The sequence below is a fragment of the Curtobacterium caseinilyticum genome (assembly GCF_030363035.1).
GTDB classification, from domain to species: domain Bacteria; phylum Actinomycetota; class Actinomycetes; order Actinomycetales; family Microbacteriaceae; genus Curtobacterium; species Curtobacterium caseinilyticum.
In genome coordinates, this window is sequence record NZ_JAUCMN010000004.1 from 258,338 (window position 1) to 283,590 (window position 25,253).

At 72.5% G+C, this 25,253-nt stretch carries 24 protein-coding genes and 2 tRNA genes; 11 read left to right on the plus strand and 15 right to left on the minus strand.

Features of this window, described 5'->3' with window-relative positions:
* Positions 1-113: 113 nt before the first annotated feature.
* A tRNA-Asn gene (locus QUG93_RS07865) sits at positions 114-186 on the plus strand.
* 210 nt (positions 187-396) lie between these two features.
* Entirely contained in the window at positions 397-882 is a 486-nt protein-coding gene (locus QUG93_RS07870) for a hypothetical protein (protein WP_289473371.1), read from the plus strand.
* Between the two features lie 99 nt (positions 883-981).
* Here the strand turns inward: QUG93_RS07870 and def are convergent, their stop codons facing one another.
* Positions 982-1,557 (minus strand): peptide deformylase, encoded by a 576-nt coding sequence (gene def / locus QUG93_RS07875; RefSeq protein WP_289473372.1) that lies wholly within the window; start codon positions 1,555-1,557, stop codon positions 982-984.
* A gap of 39 nt (positions 1,558-1,596) precedes the next feature.
* On the opposite strand from def, the gene QUG93_RS07880 reads away from it, so the two are divergent.
* From QUG93_RS07880 to QUG93_RS07905, 6 genes are all read left to right on the plus strand, one after another.
* Positions 1,597-2,508, plus strand: a complete 912-nt coding sequence (locus QUG93_RS07880) for a DMT family transporter (protein ID WP_289473373.1) — start codon at positions 1,597-1,599, stop codon at positions 2,506-2,508.
* Between the two features lie 177 nt (positions 2,509-2,685).
* Complete coding sequence (locus QUG93_RS07885; RefSeq protein WP_289473374.1) at positions 2,686-3,897, plus strand: glycosyltransferase; 1,212 nt, start codon at positions 2,686-2,688, stop codon at positions 3,895-3,897.
* A 13-nt stretch (positions 3,898-3,910) separates the two neighbouring features.
* Positions 3,911-3,984, plus strand: a tRNA-Ile gene (locus tag QUG93_RS07890).
* Between the two features lie 203 nt (positions 3,985-4,187).
* Positions 4,188-5,315, plus strand: coding sequence for an AI-2E family transporter (locus tag QUG93_RS07895; protein ID WP_353067762.1), 1,128 nt, complete (start codon positions 4,188-4,190; stop codon positions 5,313-5,315).
* Positions 5,312-6,139, plus strand: coding sequence for a DUF1684 domain-containing protein (locus tag QUG93_RS07900; protein WP_289473375.1), 828 nt, complete (start codon positions 5,312-5,314; stop codon positions 6,137-6,139). Before QUG93_RS07895 ends, QUG93_RS07900 begins: the two co-directional genes overlap by 4 nt.
* A gap of 170 nt (positions 6,140-6,309) precedes the next feature.
* The gene (locus QUG93_RS07905; RefSeq protein WP_289473463.1) at positions 6,310-6,789 is read left to right on the plus strand and encodes a DUF3145 domain-containing protein; all 480 of its coding nucleotides are present in this window, start codon (positions 6,310-6,312) and stop codon (positions 6,787-6,789) included.
* 291 nt (positions 6,790-7,080) lie between these two features.
* Here QUG93_RS07905 and QUG93_RS07910 read toward each other — a convergent pair whose 3' ends face one another.
* The 6 genes from QUG93_RS07910 to aceE form a co-directional block, all read right to left on the minus strand.
* On the minus strand, positions 7,081-8,325 hold the full coding sequence (locus QUG93_RS07910; protein WP_289473376.1) for a beta-ketoacyl-[acyl-carrier-protein] synthase family protein: 1,245 nt from the start codon (positions 8,323-8,325) through the stop codon (positions 7,081-7,083).
* Between the two features lie 149 nt (positions 8,326-8,474).
* Positions 8,475-8,723 (minus strand): acyl carrier protein, encoded by a 249-nt coding sequence (locus QUG93_RS07915; RefSeq protein WP_289473377.1) that lies wholly within the window; start codon positions 8,721-8,723, stop codon positions 8,475-8,477.
* Positions 8,724-8,813: 90 nt separating this feature from the next.
* The gene (locus QUG93_RS07920) at positions 8,814-9,869 is read right to left on the minus strand and encodes a beta-ketoacyl-ACP synthase III (RefSeq protein WP_289473378.1); all 1,056 of its coding nucleotides are present in this window, start codon (positions 9,867-9,869) and stop codon (positions 8,814-8,816) included.
* Positions 9,866-10,819: an ACP S-malonyltransferase gene (locus QUG93_RS07925; RefSeq protein ID WP_289473379.1), complete on the minus strand. Its 954-nt coding sequence runs from the start codon at positions 10,817-10,819 to the stop codon at positions 9,866-9,868. Before QUG93_RS07925 ends, QUG93_RS07920 begins: the two co-directional genes overlap by 4 nt.
* A 95-nt stretch (positions 10,820-10,914) precedes the next feature.
* On the minus strand, positions 10,915-12,117 hold the full coding sequence (locus QUG93_RS07930; protein WP_289473380.1) for a PucR family transcriptional regulator: 1,203 nt from the start codon (positions 12,115-12,117) through the stop codon (positions 10,915-10,917).
* A 34-nt stretch (positions 12,118-12,151) separates the two neighbouring features.
* Positions 12,152-14,896: a pyruvate dehydrogenase (acetyl-transferring), homodimeric type gene (aceE, locus tag QUG93_RS07935; protein ID WP_289473381.1), complete on the minus strand. Its 2,745-nt coding sequence runs from the start codon at positions 14,894-14,896 to the stop codon at positions 12,152-12,154.
* 241 nt (positions 14,897-15,137) lie between these two features.
* Here aceE and QUG93_RS07940 point away from each other — a divergent pair, with 241 nt between their 5' ends.
* Entirely contained in the window at positions 15,138-15,626 is a 489-nt protein-coding gene (locus QUG93_RS07940) for a peroxiredoxin (RefSeq protein ID WP_289473382.1), read from the plus strand.
* Positions 15,627-15,753: 127 nt separating this feature from the next.
* Complete coding sequence (locus QUG93_RS07945; RefSeq protein WP_289473383.1) at positions 15,754-16,665, plus strand: alpha/beta fold hydrolase; 912 nt, start codon at positions 15,754-15,756, stop codon at positions 16,663-16,665.
* 23 nt (positions 16,666-16,688) lie between these two features.
* Here the strand turns inward: QUG93_RS07945 and QUG93_RS07950 are convergent, their stop codons facing one another.
* The 8 genes from QUG93_RS07950 to QUG93_RS07985 form a co-directional block, all read right to left on the minus strand.
* A complete protein-coding gene (locus QUG93_RS07950) occupies positions 16,689-18,272 on the minus strand; it encodes an alpha/beta hydrolase (RefSeq protein WP_289473384.1) in 1,584 nt (527 codons plus the stop codon).
* Positions 18,269-19,210 (minus strand): amino acid--[acyl-carrier-protein] ligase, encoded by a 942-nt coding sequence (locus QUG93_RS07955; RefSeq protein WP_289473385.1) that lies wholly within the window; start codon positions 19,208-19,210, stop codon positions 18,269-18,271. Before QUG93_RS07955 ends, QUG93_RS07950 begins: the two co-directional genes overlap by 4 nt.
* Positions 19,207-20,424 carry an acyl-CoA dehydrogenase family protein gene (locus QUG93_RS07960; RefSeq protein WP_289473386.1) on the minus strand — a complete coding sequence of 406 codons (1,218 nt, stop codon included), beginning with the start codon at positions 20,422-20,424 and terminating at the stop codon, positions 19,207-19,209. Before QUG93_RS07960 ends, QUG93_RS07955 begins: the two co-directional genes overlap by 4 nt.
* Positions 20,421-20,705, minus strand: coding sequence for an acyl carrier protein (locus QUG93_RS07965; RefSeq protein ID WP_289473387.1), 285 nt, complete (start codon positions 20,703-20,705; stop codon positions 20,421-20,423). The genes QUG93_RS07960 and QUG93_RS07965 overlap by 4 nt, the downstream gene beginning before the upstream one ends.
* Before the next feature lie 92 nt (positions 20,706-20,797).
* Positions 20,798-21,175 (minus strand): holo-ACP synthase, encoded by a 378-nt coding sequence (locus tag QUG93_RS07970; RefSeq protein ID WP_289473388.1) that lies wholly within the window; start codon positions 21,173-21,175, stop codon positions 20,798-20,800.
* A gap of 83 nt (positions 21,176-21,258) precedes the next feature.
* Positions 21,259-21,849, minus strand: a complete 591-nt coding sequence (locus QUG93_RS07975) for a hypothetical protein (RefSeq protein WP_289473389.1) — start codon at positions 21,847-21,849, stop codon at positions 21,259-21,261.
* Positions 21,846-22,841, minus strand: a complete 996-nt coding sequence (locus tag QUG93_RS07980; protein WP_289473390.1) for an aldo/keto reductase — start codon at positions 22,839-22,841, stop codon at positions 21,846-21,848. The genes QUG93_RS07975 and QUG93_RS07980 overlap by 4 nt, the downstream gene beginning before the upstream one ends.
* 14 nt (positions 22,842-22,855) lie before the next feature.
* Complete coding sequence (locus QUG93_RS07985) at positions 22,856-23,407, minus strand: hypothetical protein (RefSeq protein WP_289473391.1); 552 nt, start codon at positions 23,405-23,407, stop codon at positions 22,856-22,858.
* 71 nt (positions 23,408-23,478) lie between these two features.
* On the opposite strand from QUG93_RS07985, the gene QUG93_RS07990 reads away from it, so the two are divergent.
* A complete protein-coding gene (locus QUG93_RS07990; protein WP_289473392.1) occupies positions 23,479-25,248 on the plus strand; it encodes an AMP-binding protein in 1,770 nt (589 codons plus the stop codon).
* Positions 25,249-25,253: the final 5 nt, after the last annotated feature.

The window sequence follows — 25,253 nt, forward strand, 5'->3', positions numbered from 1 at the left end:
GCGGCCCTGTCCGTCGCGGCACGCCCGGGATGCGCGGACGATGCACGGAGCGGGTGCCGGGTGCTGCTATGCTGTTACCCGTTGTTCGCACGACATTCGCCAGCGGACAGTGATCCTCGATAGCTCAATTGGCAGAGCAGCCGGCTGTTAACCGGCAGGTTGTTGGTTCGAGTCCAACTCGGGGAGCGAGCAAGGCCCCCACCGTCCGCGGTGGGGGCCTTCTGCGTTGCGGCGAGCCTGCGGCGTCGAGCCCTTGCGACGTGAGCCGACTCGGCCGCGAGTCTCGCCCACGCGGACACCTTCGCGGTCCGGGAGCCGCGAAGGTGTCCGCGGTGCCGAGGCTCGGGTTCCGGCCTTCGCAGGTTCGATGCGGGCGGAAGCTGTTAGCGTTCACAGGTGATCACCGTGCGACGAGCCCTCGCCACGGCGCTCGTCGTCCTCGGCGCCCTGGGCTTGAGCGCATGCACGCCGGGGCCGTCCGAGCCCGAGGAGTCGCTCGACACCGCGACCGAGGCCGAGGTCTCGGCATCCGGCAGCGCGCCGATCGTCTTCGCGTTCGTCTGCCGCGGTGCTGACGGTGGGACGGCCGAGACGTACACGACCTACGCGGCCGTGTGGGAGGCGCAACGAGTCGACTGCCGTGCCGAGCGCATCACCGGGTCGGAGATGTCCGCGCAGCAGCGTGCCGCGGTCCGGGCGGCCGACGGTCGCGCGTCGCTCGAGGAGCTCGCCGCGACCTGCGCGGAGCGCGGAGCAGCACCGTGGCGCACGGCGGTCACCACGGCGGCACAGGCGGACCTGGCGGCCGGACTCGTCGCGTACTGCCCGGGACACCCGGACCTCGACCGCCTGCGCGACGCGTTGGCGACGTACCGGGGCTGAGCCGCGCCGCGGCGATCCCCGTCGGCGCGACACGCTGGCGGCCCGTCGGAGCCGAGCCGCGCCTTCAGGCCGGCGTGACCCGGTGATCGAGCTGGCCGGTCAGCCCTCGGGGTGGTCGCGACCCGGCAGCCAGGACTGTCCCGGGCCGCCCCAGCTGCTCTTCCGGATCGCCTTGGCGACCTGCTTGGCGTAGGGGTGGCCGAGGCGGTCCGCGTACAGGTAGCCGTCCAGGTGGTCGTACTCGTGCTGGAAGATCCGGGCGAGCCAGCCGGACGCCTCGACCTCGAAGGGCTCGCCGTGCTCGTCGACCGCGCGGAGCAGGACGCCCTCGGCGCGGCGGAGCGGGAAGCGCTCGCCCGGGATCGACAGGCAGCCCTCGGACTCGTCGTCCTCGTCGAGCTCCTCGACCGACTCGGGCACCGGCGGGGTCGTCCAGAGGACCGGGTTCACCGCGACGCCGCGGTGCAGGACGTCGTCGTCGTCGGTCCACGAGTAGACGAACAGCCGCTTGCCGACGCCGACCTGCGGACCGGCGAGGCCGACACCAGGCGCCAGGTCCATCGTCTCGTACATGTCCTGCACCAGCGTGCGGAGGTCGTCGTCGAACGCGGTGACCTCGGCTGCGCGCTCGTGGAGGACGGGTTCACCGGTGATGCGGATGGGGAGGACGGGCATTCACCCAGGTTATCCGGCGGGGACCGGTAGCCTCATCGCGTGACGACGGACCTGCCCATCCCGGACGCGGTCAACCTGACGCCGTTCCAGGCCCTGATGATCCCCGTCGCGCTCGTCGGCGCCGTCTTCCTGTCGCTCGGCGCGCAGTTCCAGAGCCGCGGGGTGCAGCGGGTCGAGGCGCGGCTGGGGCGGCAGTCGAAGGGCTTGTCCGTCCGCCACGTGGTCGCACTGCTCGGCAGCGGCTGGTGGGTGCTCGGCACGCTCATGCTCGGCCTCGCCGTCGTGCTCCAGCTCATCAGCATCACGAACGCCCCGCTCATCGTCGTGCAGCCGCTCGGTGCGGTCGCGCTCGTCATCACGACGTGGTTCTCGTCACGGTCGACCGGCGTCCCGCTCGGACAGCAGGCGCGCCGGGCGGTGTGGACGTGCATCGTCGGCGTCGGGATCTTCGTCGGCATCGCCGCCGTGGTCGGTCGCGAGAGCGCGATCACCCACGAGCAGCTCGTCACCATCCTCGTGGTCCTGGCAGTCGTGCTGGTGGCCGTGCTCCTGTCGTTCCGCTTCGCGGCGAAGCGGGCGAGCGCCATGTACTACATCGTCGGAGCGGGTGTGCTCTACGGCTTCGTCGCGACCCTGGCCAAGGTCGTGCTCAACCGCCTCCTGCACGGCACGTTCGACTGGCTGACCGCGATCGCCGTCGTCGGCGTGCTCGTGGCGGCGGCGCTCGGCGGGTACTTCGTGCAGAACGCGTACTCGAGCGGGTCAGCCGACCTCGTGATCGCGGGCCTCACCGTCATCGACCCGATCGTCGCCGTCGGCATCGGTGTCATCGTGCTCGGTGAGGCTGCGGGGGCGCCGTGGATCGCCGTCGTCGGGTTCCTCGTGGCGGCGGTGATCGCGATCACGGGGGTCTTCCTGCTCGCGAAGCACCACCCGCAGACCAGGAGCTGACCCGCCGTCGGCCGTCCGGAGGCCGCGATGCCGGGCCTCCGCGGGTCCTCGGCGGGTGTTCCGCGGGTCCTCCACGGGTCCTCCGTTGGTCCTCCGCGGGGCGGACGCGTCCTCGCGGGACCGTGCGGTACCGTCGAGGACCGACCAGCAACCGCCCACGAGAGGACGACGCCAGCCGTGTCAGAGGACGCCAGCACCGCCACCGCCGACGCGACGGGTGCGACGGGCGGGTCCCGGCCGTTGCGCGTGATGATCGCCGCGGACACCTTCCCGCCCGACGTCAACGGCGCCGCCACGTTCGCCGAGCAGCTCGCGGTCGGCCTCGCCGAGCGCGGACACGAGGTCCACGTCGTCGCCCCCGCGTCGAGCGCCCACCACGGCACCTTCGACGAGGAGCACCGCGGTGTCACGCTCACCGTGCACCGGCTGAAGTCGTACAAGTGGCCGTGGCACGCCTGGCTCCGGTTCGTGTGGCCGTGGAGCGTCCGGAAGTGGACGGGCCCGATCCTCGACGCGGTGCAGCCCGACGTGCTCCACATCCAGTCGCACATCGTGATCGGCCGGGGCATCGTGCACGAGGCCCACGAGCGCGGCATCCGGATCATCGGCACGAACCACTTCATGCCCGAGAACCTGCTCGAGTACGTGCCGTTCGGACGGCGCACCCTGCCGATCGCGTTGAAGATCGCGTGGAACGACGCCGCGAAGACGTACCGGCTGGCCGACGCGATCACGACCCCGACGGTCCTCGCCGCCGACTACCTCCGCGAGGCCATCGCCGGACAGCAGGTCCTCGCGATCTCGTGCGGCATCGACGCCTCCCGGTACGTGGCACGCACCGGCCGCCCCGCGAACAACGACATCGTCTTCGTCGGACGCGTCGCGCCGGAGAAGAACCTCGACCTCCTCGTCCGTGCACTGCCGCTGCTGCCGGCGGGTCTCGACGCGCACCTGACCATCGTGGGCGGCGGCGAGATGATCCCGAAGCTCACCGCGCTCGTGCACGAACTCGGCCTCGACGGCCGGGTGCGGTTCGCCGGCTTCGTCTCCGACGAGGCGAAGCGCGACGCCCTGACGAACGGCACCGTGTTCGCGATGCCGTCGACCGCGGAGCTGCAGAGCATCTCGTCGCTCGAGGCGATGGCGTCCGGGCTGCCCGTGGTCGCGGCGGACTCGATGGCGCTCCCGCACCTCATCGACGGCAACGGGTACCTCTTCACGCCCGGCGACGTGCAGGACCTCGCGGCGAAGCTCACGCAGGTGCTCTCGGCGTCGGACGAGGACTACCAGGCGATGCGCGACCGCAGCCTGGCCATGATCGAGGCGCACGACATCAACCGCACGCTCGCCACCTTCGAGTCGCTGTATCGTGGGGAGTCGGTGGCCTGAGGGTCCCCGACGAGGGGCGGTAGCCAAGCTGGTCAAGGCACTCGGCTCATAACCGAATGATCGCGGGTTCAAGTCCCGCCCGCCCTACAGTCCCCGAAACCAGCGGGTTCAAGCAGTCCACACCGCCGGCCCGCCCTACAGTCCACGAAACCAGCGGGTTCAAGCAGTCCAGACCGCCGGCCCGCCCTACAGTCCCCGAACCCAGCGGGTTCAAGCAGTCCACACCGCCGGCCCGCCCGTCGGTCCCCGAACCCAGCGGGTTCGAGCAGTCCAGAAAGGCTGGCCCGCCCGTGCACCTGCCCAGGAAACGCGACGTCCCGGACGACCACAGCCCGACCCCCAACGTGACGTTCGAGACGACCCGGTCCGGGACCGGTGTGCGCGTCAACGCGTTCCGGATCGGGTTCATGGGTGCCCTCGGCGTGCTCATCGCGCTGCTCGCCGGATCGATCGTGCACCAGCTCAGCACGGTCCTGGTGTACATCGGCGTCGCACTCTTCCTCGCGCTCGGCATCGACCCGCTCGTCTCCTTCCTCGAACGCTTCATCCCACGCTGGTCCGCGATCACGATCGTCGTCGTGGCGATCCTCGCCGCGTTCGCCGGGGTGGTGTTCGCCGTCGTCCCGATCCTGATCCAGCAGGCGACGAACCTGATCCAGAACTTCCCCGAGATCGTGCAGGACATCTCGCACCAGCAGTGGGTGCAGGACCTGTCGCGGCAGTTCGCCGGGTCGTTCGACATCAACCACTCGCTCGAGTCGCTGCAGTCCTTCGTCGAGGACCCGGGCAACCTGCTGAGCCTCGGCGGCGGCATCCTCGCCGTGGGCAACGGGATCCTGTCCGGGCTGACCGGCGCGGTCATCGTCATCATCCTGATGCTCTACTTCCTCGCGTCGATGCGGGGCCTGAAGTCGATGGCCTACCGCTTCGTCCCGGCCTCGCGCCGCGAGAACTTCGTCGACGTCAGTGAGCAGATCACCCAGGCCGTCGGCCGCTACGTCGTCGGGCAGATCAGCCAGGCGCTCATCAACGGCATCCTCAGCCTGGTCTTCCTGCTCGTCATCGGCGCCCCGCTGCCGGTGCTGCTCGCGACCTTCGCCTTCCTCGGGTCGCTCATCCCGCTCGTCGGCACCCTCGCGGCAGCCGTCGTCATCTCGTTGCTCTGCCTGTTCGCGTCGCCGGCCACGGCCCTCGCCGCCGCGATCTACTACCTGGTCTACATGCAGGTCGAGGCGTACATCATCTCCCCGCGCATCATGTCGCGGGCGGTGCAGGTCCCCGGCGCCCTCGTGGTGATCGCTGCGGTCGCCGGCGGCACGATCGGCGGCGTGCTCGGCGCCCTGGTCGCCGTCCCGGCGGCCGCCTCGGTGATCATCATCGTCCAGAAGGTCATCTACCCCCGACAGGAGCAGGCGTGACCGACGACCTCGCAGCGCACGTCGCCGGACGCGAGGCCTGGGCCCGCAGCGCACGCGGCCCCCTCGCCCTCGTGAACGCGCAGGTCGTCGACCGCCCGCAGCCGGTGTGGCCGGTGGCCGGGGAGTGGGCACCCGCGGTCGGGGGACTCACGGTGACCGCCACGAGCTCGGACGGCGTCGTCGTGGACGGTGACCCGGTGGACGGCACGGTCCTCGTCGCCGGCGACGCCTCGGTGGTGCCGTCCACGGTCGCGTTCCGCGACGGCCTGGCCGGCACCGTGCACGGCACCACCCTCCGCGTCTGGGACCCGGCATCCGACGCGATCGCACGGTTCGCGCGCATCGACCGCTTCGCGCCACGCCCCGGCGGTCTGGTCACCGTCGGCAGGTACGAACCCTGGTCCGGCCTGGAGGCACCCGGGCACCTCACCGACGCCGCCGGCGACCCGCTCCCCGTGGCGGGCACGATCGCGACCACCGTCGACGGGGCGGCCGTGCGCATGACCGCGGTGCGGTCCGCGCCGTTCCACGGCCGACCGCGACTGCAGCTCATCGTGCAGGACGCCACGAGTGCCCTGCCCGAGGACGACCCCGGCAGCTCGTACTCGATGGGGCGCTTCCTGTACCTGGACGAACAGACCGGCCTCGACGCCTCGGGCGGCTCCGCGGCGGTCACCCTCGACTGGGAGCTGCTCGTGCTGCCGCCGTGCGCGTTCTCGTACCAGTACGCGTGCCCCGTCCCGCCGGAGGAGAACCGGCTGTCCGTGGCGATCACCGCGGGGGAGCGGCACCCGGTCGACGTGCGTGGCGCGGTCCTGCACTAGGTCGCTCGGCACGGGTGTGGTGTTCCCAGCGCGGACGCTGCATAATGGGCGTGTCCGCGAGGACATCACAATCAGATACCGAAGTTCCGACGCCGGGACTCCGCAGCACAGGTCGATGGGGAAGTCGCACCTGACGAAGCGGAGGAATCGTGAACGGAACGACGACAGGGGTGCTCTACGTGCACTCCTCACCACGCGCGCTCTGCCCGCACGTCGAATGGGCGGCAGGTCGCGCGATGAGCCGCGCCGTGAACTTCTCGTGGCTCGACCAGCCCGCGCTCGACGGTGCCCGTCGGACGGAGTTCACCTGGACGGGGCAGGTCGGCACCGGCGCGGGGATCGCCTCTGCCCTGCGCGGGTGGGAGCACCTTCGCTTCGAGGTGACCGAGGAGCCCACGGCGGACTCCGACGGTGGTCGCTGGATGCACACGCCGGACCTCGGCGTCTTCTTCGCGCAGACCGACGTGTCGGGGAACATGGTCGTGCCCGAGGACCGCGTGCGCTACGCGATGGAGGTCGCGGGCAGCAACGCCCTCGAGCTGCACCGTGAGCTCCGACTCGCCCTCGGCCAGGCCTGGGACGACGAGCTCGAGCCGTTCCGCCACGCAGCCGAGGGCAACCCCGTCGTCTGGCTGCACCGCGTCGGGTGACCCCGCTCCCGTTCCTCCGCACCACCTCGGACGCCGCCCGCTCCCTCCGGAGCCGGCGGCGTCCGTGCGTCGCGCGCGCTCCACGCGCCCGAGGCTCGGTTGATCGGACACGTTCGCGGTCCGTACACCGCGACAGTGTCCGCGGAGACGAGCCTCGGTTGGGCGGACACGCGCGGGGGGGGGCAGTGCCGGACCCGGCGGGCACCGGGCCGGCCACGGGACGACCGAGGCCCGCCCTGCGGACGCAGGACGGGCCTCCAGGCCGACACGGGGTCGGCGACGACGGACGGATCAGGCGGTGCGGAACGCCACCACGGCGTTGTGCCCGCCGAAGCCGAACGAGTTGCTGACGGCGACCAGGTCGCCGGCGGGCAGTTCGCGCGGGGCGGTCGCGACGTCCATCACGATCTCCGGGTCCTGCTGCGTCAGGTTGATCGTCGGCGGTGCGAGGCGCTCGTGCAGGGCCATCACGGTGAACACGGCCTCGATCGCGCCGGCGCCACCGAGGAGGTGCCCGGTCGACGCCTTCGTGGCGGAGACGACGATCGCGTCGAGGTGGTCGCCGAAGACGCGGCGCATGGCGTGGTACTCGGCGACGTCACCGACGGGGGTGGAGGTGGCGTGCGCGTTGACGTGGACGACGTCCTCGCGGGCGGCGCCGGCGTGCTCGAGCGCGGTGATGACGGCGCGGGCTGCGGCGCTGCCCTCGGGGTCCGGCGCGGTGATGTGGAAGGCGTCCGACGTGATGCCGGAGCCGGCGACCTCGGCGTAGATCTTCGCGCCGCGGGCCTCGGCGTGCTCCTTCGACTCGAGGATGAGCGCCGCGGCGCCGTCACCGAGCACGAAGCCGTCGCGCGTGACGTCGTAGGGACGCGAGGCGGTCTCGGGGGAGTCGTTGCGACGCGACAGCGCCTGCATGGACGCGAACGCAGCCAGCGGCAGCGGGTGCAGCGCGGCTTCGGCGCCACCGGCGATGACGATGTCGGCGTCGCCGTCCGCCACGTGGCGGTAGGCCTCGGCGAGCGACTCGGTGGACGAGGCGCAGGCGGAGAGGTAGGTGCGGGCACCGCCACGGGCACCGAACTCCATCTCGATGGCGGCGGCCGGGCCGTTCGCCATGAGCATCGGCACGGTCATCGGCAGGACGCGACGGGGGCCCTTCTCGCGCAGGGTGTCCCACGCGTCGAGCAGGGTGTTGACGCCGCCGATGCCGGTGGCCCAGTCGACGATGAGCCGCTCGGGCACGACGGACTCGGCGTCGATGCCGGCGTCCGCCCATGCTTCACGTGCGGCGACGAGGGAGAGCTGCGACGACGGGTCGAGGCGCTTCGCCTCGGGACGCGTCAGCTGGTCGGTGAGGAAGCGTCGCGCCTGGCCGGCGAACTCGACGGGGATCTCGAGGTCGGCGTAGCGCTCGTCCTCGATGCGGGAGATGCCTGACTTCCCGGCGAGCAACGCTTCCCACGTCTCCGGGGCGGTCGCGGCGAGGGGTGTGATCGCACCGATCCCGGTGACGACGACGGTCTTCTTGGTCATGGAACGACGTGTTCTTTCGTGTGGACTGGTCGGACGCCGGTGGACGCCCGTCCGTTCGGTCGGCGCCGGTGGGCGCGCTCCCGCTGGTGGACGAGACGAGCGCCGCGGACCGCGGTGTGTCCGCGGCCGCGGCGCTCAGGAAGCTCGCGTCAGGCCTGGGCCTTGGTGATGTAGTCGACGGCGTCGCCCACGGTCTTGAGGTTCTTGACCTCTTCGTCCGGGATCTTCACGTCGAACTTCTCCTCGGCGTTCACGACGATGGTCATCATCGAGATGGAGTCGATGTCGAGGTCGTCGGTGAACGACTTGTCGGCTGCGACGGTGTCGGTCGCGATGCCGGTCTCGTCGTTGATCAGCTCGGCCAGGCCGGCGAGGACTTCTTCGTGGGACAGGGCCATGGTGGTTCTCCTTGAGGGGGGTGTCGTTTGACCGTGGACCAGCCTAGGGCACGAGTGGTACGGGTGCCCGGAGCCGAGCCGGTGTGGGGTTCAGGGGAGGACGACGACCTGCGCGCCGAACACGAGTCCGGCGCCGAAGCCGATCTGCAGGGCGAGGCCGCCCGACAGGTCCGGGTGCTCCTCGAGCAGGCGGTGCGTGGCGAGCGGGATGCTCGCGGCGGAGGTGTTGCCGGTCGTGGTGATGTCGCGGGCGATCGTCACCGTGTCGGGCAGACCGAGCTGCTTGGCGAACTCGTCGATGATCCGGATGTTCGCCTGGTGCGGCACGAAGGCCGCGAGGTCCTCCGGACGCACCCCGGCGGCCTCGATGGCCTGGCGCGCGACCTTGACCATCTCCCAGACCGCCCAGCGGAAGACCGTCTGCCCGGCCTGCCGCATGGTCGGTCGGGGTGCGCCCGCGGCCCACTCGTTGTAGGTCGCGGTCATGCCGATCGCGTCCCACTTCGAGCCGTCCGAGCCCCAGATCGACGGGCCGATGCCCGGCTGGTCGCTCGGGCCGACGACCGCCGCGCCCGCACCGTCGCCGAGCAGGAACGAGATCGACCGGTCGGTCGGGTCGACGACGTCGCTCAGCTTCTCGGCGCCGACGACGAGCACGTGGTCGGCGAGGCCGGACTTGATGAAGGAGTCCGCCTGGGCGATGCCGTAGGCGTAGCCGGCGCACGCGGCGCTCACGTCGTAGGCGGCCGCGGGCGTCGCGCCGATGCGCTCGGCGAGCAGGGACGCCATCGACGGGGTGGCGACGGTGTGCGTGACCGTGCTGACGAGGACGACGCCGATCTGCGACGGCTCGATGCCGGCCTTCTGGATGGCCTCGCGCGCCGCGGCCTCGGCGAGGTCGACCGCCTCGACGTCGGCGCCGGCCCGCTTGCGGGTGATGATGCCGGTGCGCTGGCGGATCCACTCGTCGGACGAGTCGATGGGCCCGACCAGGTCGTCGTTCGGCACGACGTTCTCGCCGCGCGCGGCACCGAACGCCAGGATGCGGGTGAACTCGTGGCCGCGACGCTGCTGCAGCACCGGACGGGAGGCGCTGGGCACCGCCGTCCCGTCGGCTGCGGTGGACGGGGTGGTGCTGTCGGTCATGCGGTTGCGTCTGCTTCCTGGCCTGCGGTCTCGCTGTCGCGCTGCAGGAGCTCGATCGCGGCGGGCAGGTCGTCGGGGGTCTTGATGGCGACGGTGGGCGTCCCGCGCATGCCGCGCTTGGCGAGACCGACGAGGGCCCCGGCCGGCGCGAGCTCGATGACACCGGTGACGCCGGCGGCCGTGAACGACTCCATCACGGCGTCCCAGTGCACGGGGTTCGCGATCTGCTGCACCATGAGGTCGACGAAGCGGCGCCCGTCGTCCACGCGGGAGCCGTCGGCGTTGGTCCAGATCGGCAGGGTCGGGTCCTGCGTGGCGACCGCGGCGGCGGCGGGGGCGACGCGTTCGACCGCGGGTGCCATGAAGCGGGTGTGGAACGCACCGGCCACCGCGAGCGGGATCACCCTGGCCCGCGCGGGCGGGTCGGCGGCCAGCGCGGCGATGCCCTCGGCGGGCCCGGCGACGACGGTCTGCCCGCCGCCGTTGTGGTTCGCGGGCACGAGACCGTGCTGCGTGAGCGCTTCGGCGACCGCATCGGCGTCGCCACCGAGGACGGCCGCCATCGAGGTCGGCTCGAGCGCGGCGGCGTCCGCCATCGCCCGGCCGCGTGCGGCGACGAGGGAGACGGCGTCGGTCGGCTCGAGGACACCGGCGACGGCCGCGGCGGTGAACTCGCCGACGGAGTGCCCGGCGACCCCGCCGACCAGGGCACGGCGGCCGTCGGCGAGCAGGGCGTCGGCGGTCACGAGGCCGGCGGCGACGATGAGCGGCTGCGCGAGGGCGGTGTCCTTGATGGTGTCGGCGTCGGACTCGGTGCCGTGGTGCGCGAGGTCGACGCCGATCGCCTCGGACCACGCTCCCACGCGGTCACGGACGGCGGAGGCCTCGAGCCAGGGGGCGAGGAAGCCGGGGGTCTGGGAGCCCTGTCCGGGCGCGACGACGACGATCACCGGTCAATCCTCGTCGTCGCACCCCCGCGTACCCGTGTGGACATCCGACAGTGATCCGGCGGTGACGTTGTGTGATCCCCACCGCAGCGCTGTGGTCAGCGGCGGTTCGGCAGGCGCCGACGACCGGCGTTCGACTCGGACATCGCCCCGAGGATGAGCGCCGACTGCACGATCAGCGCGTCGCGGGCGTGCGTGGCGTCCCACCCGATCACGTCAGCGACGCGGCGCAACCGGTACCGCACGGTGTTCGGGTGCACGAAGAGCTCCCGCGCGGTCGCCTCGAGCGAGCGCCCGGTGTCGAGGTAGCACCACAGGGTCTGCAGCAGTTCGGTCGACTGGTCCTTGAGCGGCACGTAGATCCGCTGCACGAGCGCCGACCGGGCGAGTGGGTCGCCAGCCAGGGCACGCTCCGGGAGCAGGTCGTCGGCCAGGGCCGGCCGGGGAGCGCCGCGCCACGCACGGGCCACGGCGAACCCGGCCAGGGCGCCCTTCGCGCTGGTGGACGCGTCGACCACGCCGGGGACCTCGTTGCCGAGCACCAGGTGCCCCTCGCCGAACGACGGTTCGAGGGCCTGCGCGATCGCCGTGAACGAGACGGGCTCTTCACCCTCGGGGACGTCGTCCCGCGGGGTGGCCCGTCCGATGACGACCACGAGCCGCGAGCCCTGCACGCCGATGAGCACGTCGGCGTCCATGTGGCGGGCGGTGCGGCGGATCTGGTCGACCTCGAGCTGCTTCGGTGCGTTGCCGACGAGCACCGCGACCTCGCCGTGGCCGTGCCACCCGAGGGCGGCGATGCGTGAGGGCAGCTCGTCGTCGTACTCACCCGACAGGATGGAGTCGACGACCAGGGCCTCGAGCCGGGCGTCCCACAGCCCGCGGGCCTCGGCTGCGCGGGCGTAGACGTCGGCGGCGGCGAAGGCGATGTCCCGCGAGTACTTCAGGATCGCCTCCTGCAGCATCTCGTCGTCCTTCGCGCGCTCCTCGACGACGGTCACGACGACCCGGATCAGCTGCAGGGTCTGCTGCAGGCTCACCGAGCGCAGGAGCTCGCGCGGTGCTGAGCCGAAGACGTCGGCGGCGGCGATCCACGGGGTGGACGCGCTGCCCTCGAGCCAGGAGATGAACGAGGTGATGCCCGCCTGAGCCACGAGACCGACGGCGGAGCGGCGTCCGGGCGGCATCTCGCTGTACCAGGGCAGGGTGTCCTCGAGCCGCTTGATGGTCGCGGTCGAGAGTTCGCCCGACACCTGCCGGAGCCAGGAGAGCGCGCGTTCGCGGTCCCTCTCCTGGCTCACGGCAGGGTCGGTGCGGGGGGTGCTCACCGGCGGATCAGGCCTCTCCGCCGGCGCTGCCGGTGGTACCGGCGTTCACGTCGTGCAGGCGGTACTTGTCGATCGCCTGCTGGACGAGGGCGTGGTCGACCTTGCCCTGCTTGGCGAGCTGCTGCAGCGTCCGCACGACGACCGAGGGGCCGTCGATGTGGAAGAAGCGGCGTGCCGCCGGACGGGTGTCCGAGAAGCCGAAGCCGTCGGCGCCGAGCGTCGCGTAGTCCGTCGGGACGAACGGGCGGATCTGCTCCTGCACGGCGTGCATGAAGTCGCTCACCGCCACGACCGGGCCCTCGGTGCCGAGCAGGCGCTCGGTCACGAACGGGGTGCGCGGCTGCTCGTTCGGGTGCAGGAACGCCTGCTGCTCGGCGTCGAGCCCGTCGCGGTAGAGCTCGCCCCAGCTCGTGACGCTCCAGACGTCGGCGGACACGCCCCAGTCCTCGGCGAGGAGCTGCTGCGCCTCGAGGATCCACGGCACCGCGACACCGGATGCGAGCAGCTGGGCCTTGGGGCCGTCGTGCTCGCTCGGCTTGAGCAGGTACATGCCCTTGACGATGCCCTCGACGTCGACGCCCTCGGGCTCGGCCGGCTGCACGAGCGGCTCGTTGTAGACCGTCAGGTAGTACATGACGTTCGGGTCGGCGTGCGCCGGCGAGCCGTCCTCGTTCGTGCCGTACATGCGCTCGAGGCCGGACTTGACGATGTGCCCGATCTCGTAGCCGTAGGCCGGGTCGTAGGACACGACCGCCGGGTTCGTCGCGGCGAGGAGCGGGGAGTGGCCGTCGGCGTGCTGCAGGCCCTCGCCGGTCAGCGTGGTGCGACCCGCGGTGGCGCCGATCATGAAGCCGCGCGCCATCTGGTCGCCCGCCGCCCAGATCGCGTCACCGGTGCGCTGGAACCCGAACTGCGAGTAGAAGACGTAGACCGGGATGAGCGGCTCGCCCTGCGTCGAGTACGAGGTGCCGATCGCGGTGAACGCCGCCAGGGCGCCCGCCTCGTTGATGCCGACGTGGACGATCTGGCCCTGCGGGCTCTCCTTGTAGGCCAGGAGCAGCTCGCGGTCGACCGACGTGTAGTGCTGGCCGTTCGGGTTGTAGATCTTCGCCGTCGGGAAGTACGCGTCCATGCCGAAGGTGCGGGCCTCGTCCGGGATGATCGGGACCACGCGGTCGCCGAAGTCCGGGGAGCGCAGCAGGTCCTTGAGCAGGCGGGCGAACGCCATGGTCGTGGCGACCTCCTGCTTGCCGGAGCCCTTCTTGACGACCTGGTACTTCGCGTCGTCCGGCAGCGTGAACTGCGTGTACTTGGTCCGACGCTCCGGCACGTACCCGCCGAGCGCGCGGCGACGCTCGTGCATGTACTGGATCGCCTCGTCGTCGTTGCCCGGGTGGTAGTACGGCGGCGTGTAGGGGTTCTCGTCGAGCTGCGCGTCGGAGATCGGGATGCGCATCTCGTCGCGGAACTGCTTGAGGTTGTCGAGCGTGAGCTTCTTCATCTGGTGGGTCGCGTTGCGGCCCTCGAAGCTCGGGCCGAGGCCGTAGCCCTTGACCGTCTTCGCCAGGATGACGGTCGGCTGGCCCTTGTGCTCGGTCGCGGCCTTGAACGCGGCGTAGACCTTGCGGTAGTCGTGGCCACCGCGCTTGAGGTTCCAGATCTGGTCGTCCGAGTAGCCCTCGACGAGCTCGAGCGCCTTCGGGTCGCGCCCGAAGAAGTTCTCGCGGACGTACGCGCCGTTCTCGGCCTTGTACGTCTGGTAGTCGCCGTCCGGCGTCGCGTTCATCAGGTTGAGGAGCGCGCCCTCGGTGTCGCGGGCGAGCAGGTCGTCCCACTCGCGGCCCCAGACGACCTTGATGACGTTCCAGCCCGCGCCGCGGAAGAACGCCTCGAGCTCCTGGATGATCTTGCCGTTGCCGCGGACGGGTCCGTCGAGGCGCTGGAGGTTGCAGTTGATGACGAAGTTCAGGTTGTCGAGCCCGTCGTTCGCCGCGACCTGCAGCTGCCCGCGCGACTCGACCTCGTCCATCTCGCCGTCGCCGAGGAACGCCCAGACCTGCTGGTCGGACGCGTCCTTGATCCCACGGTTCGAGAGGTACTTGGCCTGCTGCGCCTGGTAGATCGCGTTGATCGGGCCGATGCCCATCGACACGGTCGGGAACTGCCAGAAGTGCGGCATGAGACGCGGGTGCGGGTACGACGACAGACCGCCGCCGGCGTGCGACTTCTCCTGGCGGAAGCCGTCGAGCTGGTCCTCGGTCAGGCGCCCTTCCATGTAGGCACGGGCGTACATGCCGGGGGAGGCGTGGCCCTGGAAGAACACCTGGTCGCCGCCGGACGGGTGGTCCTGCGCGCGGAAGAAGTGGTTGTAGCCGACCTCGTACATCGCGGCGCTCGACGCGTACGTCGAGATGTGGCCGCCGACCGAGATGCCGGGGCGCTGCGCGCGGTGCACGGTGATCGCGGCGTTCCACCGGATCCACCGGCGGTACCGGCGCTCGAGTTCCTCGTCGCCGGGGAACTCCGGCTCGTCCTCGGGCGCGATCGTGTTGACGTAGTCGGTCGTCGGGACCATCGGCACGCCGAGGTGCAGCTCGTTCGAGCGCTTCAGCAGGCTCTGCATGATCTCGCGGGCCCGCTGGTGGCCGTGCGTCGCGACGAGGCCGTCGAGCGACTCACGCCACTCTGCGGTCTCCTCGGGGTCCTGGTCGGTCCCTGCGGTGCTGCGCGGGTCCTGGTCGTTCACCGTCACCCTTGACCTCGTTCGTTCTCGTGGTGGTGGACATGGGGGCCACCGGTGGTCGGGTCACGACCGGATGGGGCCCACACCACCTTAGGCCCCACGACCGACCGCCCGGCTGATGGTGGCCTGCAGGTGGACGGGTACTTGCGTTCGGGTGGCGTCGGCGTACGATTGCCGATCGTGCAGGCGCGACCCGCGGTGCACCAGCGACACGGGCACACCCCACGCCCGAGGAAGAAGCAGCGCACCGATGGCCCTGGAGATCGGCTCCCTCGCGCCGGACTTCGAACTCCCGAACCAGTTCGGTGAGCACGTCCGCCTCAGCGACTTCCGGGGCGTCCGCCCGGTCGCCCTCGTCTTCTTCCCGCTCGCGTTCTCGTCCGGGTGCACGAACGAGCTCTGCACGTTGCAGGACAACATCGCGATGTTCCAGGACCAGCGGGTGGAGCTGATCGGCATCTCGGTCGACTCGAAGGCGACGCTGCGCTCCTTCGCCGAGACGCACGGCTACGACTTCGAGCTGCTCGCGGACTTCTGGCCGCACGGCGCGGTCTCGAAGGAGTACGGCGTGTTCCTCGACAAGAAGGGCTTTGCCACGCGCGCGACCTTCGTCATCGACGTGCAGGGCCGCATCAAGGCGTCGATCATCACCGAGCCAGGCCTGCAGCGCGACGTCGCCGAGTACCGCGCTGCCCTCGACCGCCTCGCCGCCTGCACCGCTCCCGTCCCGGTCGGCTGACCGGGGAGCACTCGCCGCCCTCCACTCCGCAGCACGCTCCGCTCCGAAGGACGGGTGGGCGCGCCCGCGTCCGCACCACCGGACGGGAGGCTCCGTGCAGGTCGTCGACACCGCCAGCCTCGATCGTGTGGCCACCACCGCCCCGTACGCGCCCTGGCCCGTCACGGACCGGCCCGACAGGTGGTCGCTCACCAGGACGACCGTGCCGACGGCCGTCGGTCCGGTCGTCGTGCACCACCGGCCCGGTCCGGACCCCGTCCTGCTGCTGCACGGCGTGGCCGGGTCGTGGACCACGTGGACACCGCTCCTGCGCGCGGCCGGCGGACTCGGCGCCCGCGGACTCGTGCTCGTCGACCTCCCCGGCTGGGGATCGTCACCGGCACCGGTCCGGCCGTTCGACGTCGATGACGGCGCACGCGTGCTGGTCGGGGTGCTCGACGCGCTCGGCCTGCCCGCGGTCGACGTCGTCGGGCACTCGATGGGTGCGTTCGTCGGCCTGCACCTGGCCGTCGTCGCTCCGGAGCGCGTCCGCTCCCTCGGGCTCGTGTCCGGCACCACCACGGCGACCGCGCGGGCCGCACGGCACCCGTGGCGGGCACTGCGGACGTTGCCGGCGTTCACGCTGCTGCGCGCCGGGCTGACCGTGACCGGAGGCGCGGCCGCGGGCCTGCTGCGGGTGACGGCCCGCACCGGACTGCTGCCGCTCCTCGCCGCACCCGTGTTCTCGCACGTCCGCCGGCTCGACGCGAGCGTCCTGGACGCCTTCGTCCACGAGTTCCGGCCGCGGCGCTTCACCGCCGCCGCCCGGACCGCGGCGGGGTACGACGTCGACCGGTGGCGGACGGTCACCTGCCCGGTCACCGCGGTCATCGGACGCGACGACGTCTTCGCCCGGGTGACCGACCTCGACGACCTGCGACGGCTCCTGCCGGACGTCCGCACCGCGGTGCTCGAGGACTGCGGGCACTTCGCGCACGTCGAGCACCCCGGCCCCGTCGCCGAGCTGCTGGGCCTGTCCGCCGCGAAGCCGTCCTCCTGAGGGAGACCGCTGCTGAGCGGCGCCTACCGGGCGCGGACCGAACGGCTCGGGAAGGTCGCCGCCACCCGGGCGCGGACCTCGGCGACGACGGCCTCGCGCATCACGGGCGAGAACAGCGAGTGGTCGCCGTCGGCGACCTCGACCACCGAGAGCCGTCCGCCCCAGCGCCGGACCGCGCGGCGGCCACCGAGCCGCTCGAACAGGGCGACGTCGTCCGGTGCGGCGACGACCACGACGTCCGTGCCGTGCTCGACCAGCGGTCGGACGTGGCCCACGACGCCCCCGGCCCGGTCGCGTCGTGCGATCCACTCCCGCACGCGTTCCGGCACCAGGGCGTTGTAGCGCTCGCGCACCCGGCGCCGCAGCGGCGAGGGCGAGTCGACCGCCCGCAGGCCGTCCGCGTAGCTCCCCGGTGCGGCGGCGGTCCGCCGGTAGTCGTTCGGGCTGATCTCCACCACGAGCCGCGGGTGTTCCTCGGCCGATCGGCCCGCCAGCCACGCGCCCGCGCACATGCCGACGACGACGAGCTGCTCCGACGGCGCGCGCATCGCGGCGACGACGGCGCGCTGGTCGTCGATCCACTCCTGCGCGAACAGGTAGGACCGCTCGTCCTCGCGCACGGCGGTGCTCTCGCCCGTGCCGCGGCGGTCGACCCGCACGACACGAGCGCCGTCGCGGGCCAGCGCGCGGGCGAGGCCGACCTGGTAGTCCGCGGCGCCCACCCGGTGCTCGGCCGCGCCGTTGTGCAGGACGACGACGGGGGCGTCCTCGTCCTGGGCGGCCGACACGGTCTCGACGGCGAAGAGCGCCTCGGGGCCGATGCGCACGATGCGCTCGGACACCCGCTCGTCCACGTCGAGGACCTCGGCGAGCGCCGGCGGCACGGTCGGCTCCGCGGCCGCCGGGGCCCAGCCGTCGACCCACTCGACCACGCGGTCCACCGTGGCACCGGGGATGCGGGCGTGCATGCTCGTGCCGTCGAGGAGCTCGGCGGTCCCCGGTGCCTCGACCGTGTCGACCGGACCGAACGGGCGCGGGGGCGTCGCGCCCGGGCGGACGAACGCGACCGTCGGAGCGGTCCGCGGCAGCAGGGCGAGGGCGGCGAGCTCGTCGGCCTCGGACGGGGTGACGTCGATGCCCACCAGGGACTCGGCACCGCCGACCACCCGGTCACCGCCGATGGTGATCGACGCCAACGCACGCTGCTTCCGGAGCCACGCGCGGCCCGACGCGGGTGCGTCCCAGACGACGAGCGCGTCCGCGTCGTCCGCCGCGGCGGCGGCGACGAGCGCCGCCGAGGCGAGCCCGAGGAACGCGACCCGGTCGACGCCGGACCGCCGCAGGACCGTGGCGGCGTGCCGCGCCGACCGGACCTGCGCGTCGGGGGCGTCGTCGGTCCCGGCGTCACCACGTCCCGACGGGTCGTAGCGCACCGAGGCCAGGCCACGGGCCTCCAGGCGGTCGGCCAGCAGGCGGAGCGTGCGGTACGCGATCACGCCCTCCTGACCGAGCGGCGGGCAGAGCACGACGCCGGCACGGGCCGAGGAGGGGAGCTGGACCGCGACGCGCAGCGCCGGTGCGCCGGACCAGCCGTGGTGCGTGCTCACAGCGCCAGGGCCGCGCGGACGTCCGGCGTCCAGCGGTCCGGGTCGGTGCCGTGCGCGGCGAACAGCGCGATCGTGATCCGCTCCAGTCCGAACGCGATGCAGGCGCTGTGCGCGACCTCGCCGTCGGCGGTGCGGAGCCCGAAGGACGTGCCGAAGTGGTCCTCGTGCAGGTTCGCCGAGGAGATCGCGGTCGGTTCGTGGTCCGGGCCGTACACGGGCGTGACGAACTCGTACTTCAGCGACTGCTCGACCTGGTTGCGGGCGAGCATCTGGCCGACGCGGCCGAAGAAGGGGTCGTTCGCCGGGACCACGTCGACCGCGATCCCGAACGACTCGAGCAGCGCGCGCATGCCGGGGATGCGGCCGTCGCGGTGTTCCTTCGCCGAGTCCGGCGTGCCGATGTGCACGAACTCGTGCATGTGGAAGGCCTGCAGGCGCATCGGGTCGAGCGAGGGCTCGCGACGGAACGAGTCGCCGACGATGTCGAACGTCCGGCCGCCCTCGGGGATGCTGTCGCCGACCAGGCCGTAGACCGGGTGGCAGACCGCCGGGGTGAGCATGAGGTCGGCGGGCTCGAGGAACGTCTCCCAGCGCTCGCCGCGCTCCCGGGCCGCGAGCAGGGCGCGGTGGGTGCGGTCGTCCCCGGTGAAGCCGGAGATCGACGCGGCCAGGTCCGGGAAGGACGCGATGTAGTCGGTGCGCTCGAACGCGGCGAGGGGCTCGACCGGCGGGAAGCGCAGGACGTCGGCGTGCAGGTCGGCCTGGCTGCGGACGGCTGCGGCGTCGACGGCGGCGGAGACGCGCTCGAACACGCCGGTCCGGCCGTAGAGCCCGGGGGAGCCGAGGTCGATGAGCACGCCGTCGGCGAGCAGTCGCCCGCGCAGCTCCGCGCGGGCGGCGTCGAGGGCGGTCGCCGCGGTGGTGTCGGTGGTGGTCACAGGATCGCTCCGCTCATGATGGCCAGGGCTGCGTCGTTGTGGAGGAGCCGGTCGTTGCTCACCATCACGGCGGCTCCGTGGGCGTCCCGGAGGTGTCGGGCGATGCTCAGCGGCCCGGTGGCGGCGAAGCCGGCGATGCCGACGATGCGCATCGCCTTCGTGGTGAGGTCGACGACCTTCTCGGACGCGTTGACCTTCAGCGCGTTGGCGGCGAGGGCGTACGAGGCGGACCCGAGCACCGTCGGGTCGTCGGTGACCGCGTCGAAGCGCTCGGCGGCGTGCCGGACGGCGTCGGCGAGGGACTGCAGGTCGACCAGCAGCTCGGCCAGGCGGAGGGCGCCGGGCGGGGTCGTCCCCACTGCGGCGCGCGCCTGCTTCCGGACGGCCTGCCGGGCACGCTCGGCGGCGCCGGCGGCGATGCCGGTCCAGACCGATGCCCACAGCACGTGCGAGACCGGCAGGACGGTCTGCGCCGAGATCGTGGCGTAGTCGTCGCGCAGGATGCGGTCCTCATGGGTGTCCGCCTCGAGGACCCAGCCGTTGCTGCAGGTACCGCGGAGGCCCATGGTGTCCCAGGTCGACGTCTGCGTCAGCGTGGTCTCGTCCGGCAGGCAGACGACCAGGCGCTGGTCGGAGGGCGCGGCGTCCGGGTCGCGGCGCGCGGTGACGAACACCGCGTCGGCCTCGGTGGCGTAGGAGATCACGGGCGCGTCCTTGCGCAGGTGGATCCGTCCCGCTGCGGAGACCTCGATGGCGCAGGTGCTCCGGCGGGCGTCGCCGCCGATGCCCCGCTCGGTCGTCGAGGACGCGACGAGGGCACCGTGGAGCACGGCCTCGGTCATCGCGGTGACGCCGAGCCCGACGCCACCGTGCCGCCAGAGGGCCATCGCCTGGCCGTGGTGCATGGCGAAGACCATGCCCGTCGCGGCGCAGGCCCGGCCGAGCGTCGTGGCGATCGCGGCGAGCTCGGCGAGCGTGGCACCCTCGCCGCCGAGCGCGACGGGGACCGCGGCGGCCAGGAGGCCGTGCTCCTTCATCGCGGCGATGGCCTCGCGCGGGGGACGGGCGTCGCGGTCGACCTCGTCGGCGTGCAGCGCGGCGACCTCGGCCACCAGACCGGCCCGTGCGGCGAAGCGGTCGGCGCTCGCCGTGCCGTCGCCCGCGGTCGGTGCCGCGGCGACGTGCGGGTCCCCGGTCAGGACCGGGGCGGTCACGCGGCGGCCTCGGCGGCGGCGGTGATCGACTCGATCGTCGCGAAGGTCGAGCGGTGCAGTGCTGCGTCGGGGAACTCCACGTCGAGCTCGTTCTCGACGGCGAGCATCACGTTGACGGTCGCGTGCGAGGTCAGTCCGAGCGCGTAGAGGTCGGCGATCGACGCGATGTCGGATGCGTCGACGGTGAGGCGTCCGTGGTCGGCGAGTGCTCGTCGGACGGCCTGTTCCGCGGTCGGGACGGCGAGGGCGAGGGGGGATGCGGAGGTCGGGTCCTGGTGCATGGGAGCAACCCTAAGGAGCGGCCAGGCCCGGAAAACCGCCGTGCGGGTGCGTGATCCCGCACGCCCGCCGCAAGGATGTCGACCGGCGCTCGTCAGCGTTCGGAGAGGGCCACGGCGGTCGCGAGCGCCAGCCCCCGTTCGTGTGACAGGGACACCGCGACGGGGCCGCACCCGACCGCGGCGGCGAGTTCCGCGGCGCGTCCGGACAGCTCGACGACGGGTGCTCCCGAGGCGTCGAGGACCACCGCGACGTCGGTCAGCGGCACCGCCTCGTCCCGCGTCGGCCGCAGGAGCTTGATCACTGCCTCCTTGCCGGCGAACCGCGCCGCCAGCCGCTCGGGGTCGTCACCGGTGTCGGAACGCTCCCGAGGGGTGAAGACCCGCGCCAGGTACCGTTCGCCGTGCGCCGCGATGCCCGCGACGACGTCGTCGACCGCCGCCAGGTCGGTGCCGGTCCGGATGGTGGTCATGTCCGCACTGTACGGGGCGTCGCAGCTGGTGGACGGACCACTCCGGGTGGTCGAGCCGGGACAGGTGCCGGCGCAGGCACGGCTCAGCGGTACTGCGGCGGCCAGTCGAACGGCGCCGGGCGGTGCGGGACCTCGCCGATCGTCGTGACCGCCAGCACGACCTCGCGACGGTCCGTCAGCGCGATGGACCGCGGGTTGCCGAGGTACCGGTGCCCGTCGACCCACACGGTGAGCTCGCCGCGGAGGCCGCCGACGTGCCCGGCGCCGAGCGAGACGTCCCACTCGTCGAAGAACTGTCCGAGGGTGAAGCTCCGCCGGGTCGGCGACTCGACGTGCAGGATGCCCGAGGTGTCGTGCGTGTGCAGCTGGGCGGCGAAGTGCTCGCGTGCCGAGTGCCCGACGTCGCCCGGTACCGTGACCGGGGTGGCGCCGTCGAGGACCGTCAGGTGCGTGTGCACGTGCTCCGCCAACGGCTCGCCCCACACGTTGCCGAGCCCGGCCGCCTCGGCCCGGGTCTGCAGGTCGGTCGGCGCCGGCCACGGGGGCGCGGTCCGGGTGGTCCCCGCCGCCGGTGCCGTGCAGAGGGCGAGGAGGACGACCGCCACCGCGGCGACGAGCGTCACGACGACCCCGCGGGGGGCCGTCGCGCGCCCGTCGCGGGTGCGGCTCGTCACCACTTGTCGTGGACGGCTGCGCGGAACCAGCGGTCGTAGAGCTCGTGCACGGTGTCGTCGAGCCCGCCGAGGTCGAGTGCGCTGCCGTCGGCGAGGTCGGCGGCACCGGCGTTCGAGCGCGCCTGCTCCGGGTTCCGCGCACCGGGGATCGCTGCGGTCACGCCGTCCTGCGTGATGATCCACGCCAGTGCCGCCTGGGGGACCGAGACGCCCTCGGGCAGCGAGGACGCGAAGGCCTGTGCCGCCTGCACGCCGTCCTCGAAGTCGACCCCGCTGAAGGTCTCGCCCTGGTCGAAGGCCTCGCCGTGGCGGTTGTAGTTCCGGTGGTCGCCCTCGCTGAAGGTCGTCTCCGTCGTGTACTTGCCGGACAGCAGCCCCGATGCCAGCGGGACGCGCGCGAGGATGCCGACCCCTGCCTCCCGTGCGGCCGGCAGCACGCGGTCCAGCGGCTTGAGGCGGAAGGCGTTGAGGATGACCTGCACGCTCGCGACGTGCGGCCGGGCGATCGCGGTGAGTGCCTGGTCAGCGGTCTCGACGGAGACGCCGTAGGCGGCGACCGACCCGTCGGCGACGAGCGCGTCGAGGGCGTCGTACACGGCGTCGTCCTCGAACACCGGCGTCGGCGGGCAGTGCAGCTGCACCAGGTCGAGGGTGTCCTGCTGCAGGTTGCGCCGGGAGCGGTCGACCCACTCGCGGAAGTGCTCTGCGACGTAGTTGGCGGGGACCTGCTCGGCGCGGCGGCCCATCTTCGTCGTGACGGTGAGCGGGACGTCCGGGTTCGACCGGCGCCACGCGCCGATGAGCTGCTCGCTGCGACCGTCGCCGTAGACGTCGGCGGTGTCGAACAGCGTGACGCCGGACTCGACCGAGGCGTCCATCACGGCGGCGGCGTCCTGCTCGCTGACGGGACCCCAGTCACCGCCGAACTGCCAGGTGCCGAGGCCGACGACGGACACGGAGCGGCCGGTACGGCCGAGGGTGCGACTCTGCATGGAGCCGAGCGTAGTCACGGCTGGTCCGGGCGGCCCGCGGTCTGTCCGGACGCCGCCGTCCGGTGCATGAGCGCCCGGGCCGCCCGGGCGCGGGGGATCACCCACGCGACCGACCAGGTCCCGATGCCGACCCAGAGCGCGACGAGGAGCCCGGTCAGGAGCGGTCCGTGCTGCTCCGCCATCGACAGGGTCATCGCGGTCCAGAGGACGCACAGCACGACCTTGCCCCAACCGGCGCCCTCGCGGTCCGCCTGCGCCTGCAGCGCGGGGACCCACTCGTCGGGGGGCACGGTGGCGGGGACGTGCTCGTCGGCGACCCAGCGCTGCACGGCGACCGCCTGTTCGTAGCCGCCGGCAGCCCGCCAGGACCGCAGCTGTGTCCAGACGCCGAGCGCGGCGCCGACGACACCGGCGGGGATGCCCACGCCGACGACGAGCGCGGTCGTGGTCGTCGCCCACGACGACGCGACGAGCACCACCAGCACGACGCCGAACGAGGCGCCCGTGCCCGCGCTGCCGAGCAGCCGCAGGCGACCCGCCTCGTCCAGCACACCGACCCTGTCCACGGGACCCGACGGTACGCGTTCCGGGTGGTGGATCCGCTGCACGTGCGGCCGTCGTGCGGCATGATCGACCGGTGCCCTCCTCGAACCCGACCACGGCCTACCGAGCCGCCCGCGACGAACTGCTCGCCGTCCTCGACGAAGACGACGTCGACCGAGCCGAGGCGGCCCGCCGCGCCTTCCGCTGGCCCGGGCTCGGCGACACGTTCAACTGGGCGACGGACTGGTTCGACGTCGTCGCCCGCGGGAACGACCGGGTCGCGCTCTGGATCGTCGACGAGGACGGCGGCTCCCGGACGACCTACGCCGAGATGGCGGCGCGCTCCGACCGGCTCGCGGTGCGTCTCGACCGGCTCGGTGTCCGGAAGGGCGATCACGTGCTGCTCATGCTCGGGAACCAGCTCGAGCTGTGGGAGACGATGCTCGCGGTGATGAAGCTCGGTGCGGTCATCCTGCCGACCTCGACGATGCTCGACACCGCCGACCTGCAGGACCGGATCGACCGGGGCGGGGTCGCGCACGTCGTGACGAACCACGGGGAGACCCCGAAGTTCGACGGCGTGACCGGGGCGCCCTCCCGGATCGTCGTCGGCGGTGCGGCCGACGGCTGGACGACGTACCCGGACGACCTCGGCGAGCCGGCCCCGAGCGACGAGGTCCGGCCGGTGGTGGTGACCCGCACGACCGATCCCTGCCTGGTGTACTTCACGTCCGGCACGACGTCGCGGCCGAAGATGGTCGTGCACACCCAGGCCTCGTACCCGGTCGGGCACCTCAGCACCATGCACTGGCTGGGGTTGCGGCCGGCTGACGTGCACCTGGCGATCAGTTCGCCCGGCTGGGGCAAGCACGCGTGGAGCTGCTTCTTCGCGCCGTGGATCGCCGAGGCGACGGTGTTCGTGTACGACACCCCGCGGTTCGACCCGGCGGGTCTCCTCGCGCAGCTCGACCAGGCCGGGGTCGACACGTTCTGTGCGCCGCCGACCGCCTGGCGGATGCTCCTGCAGTCCGACCTCGGGCCGAAGCCGCGTGCCCTGCGCGAAGTGGTGTCGGCGGGGGAGCCCCTCAACCCCGAGGTGATCGCCCGGGTGCAGGCGGCGTGGGGTCTGACGATCCGCGACGGCTACGGGCAGACCGAGACCACGGCGATCATCGGCAACGTCCCGGGCGCCCCGGTGACGCCCGGCGCGATGGGCCGACCGCTGCCCGGTGTCTCGATCACGCTGCTCGACCCGCTCACCGGACGTCCCGGCGACGAGGGCGAGGTCTGCCTCGACCTGGCTGAACGCCCCACCAACCTGATGGCGGGGTACCTCGGCGACCCGGAGCGCACCGCCGACGCGATGCGGGACGGTTCCTTCCACACCGGCGACATCGCGAGCCGCGACGCCGACGGGCAGCTGACGTTCATCGGTCGCACGGACGACGTGTTCAAGTCGTCGGACTACAAGGTCTCGCCGTTCGAGGTCGAGAGCGCGCTGCTGCAGCACGCCGCCGTGGCGGAGAGCGCGGTCGTCCCCGCCCCGGACGAGGCCCGACTCAACGTCGTCAAGGCCTACGTGACGCTCGCGGCCGGGTGGGAGCCCACGGCCGACACGGCACGCGCGGTGCTCGAGCACGCGCGGACCGCGCTGCCGGCGTACGCGCGGGTCCGGAGGGTCGAGTTCGGCTCGCTGCCGAAGACCATCTCCGGCAAGATCCGCCGCGTCGAGCTGCGGGAGCGCGAGGAGGCGGCTGCCCGGACGGGTTCGCCCGCCGAGGGGGAGTGGCGGGACGAGCAGTTCCCGGAGCTCCGGTCGGTCGGTCGACGGGCCGACGACCGACGCCGCTCCGGCGAGGGCTGAGCCGC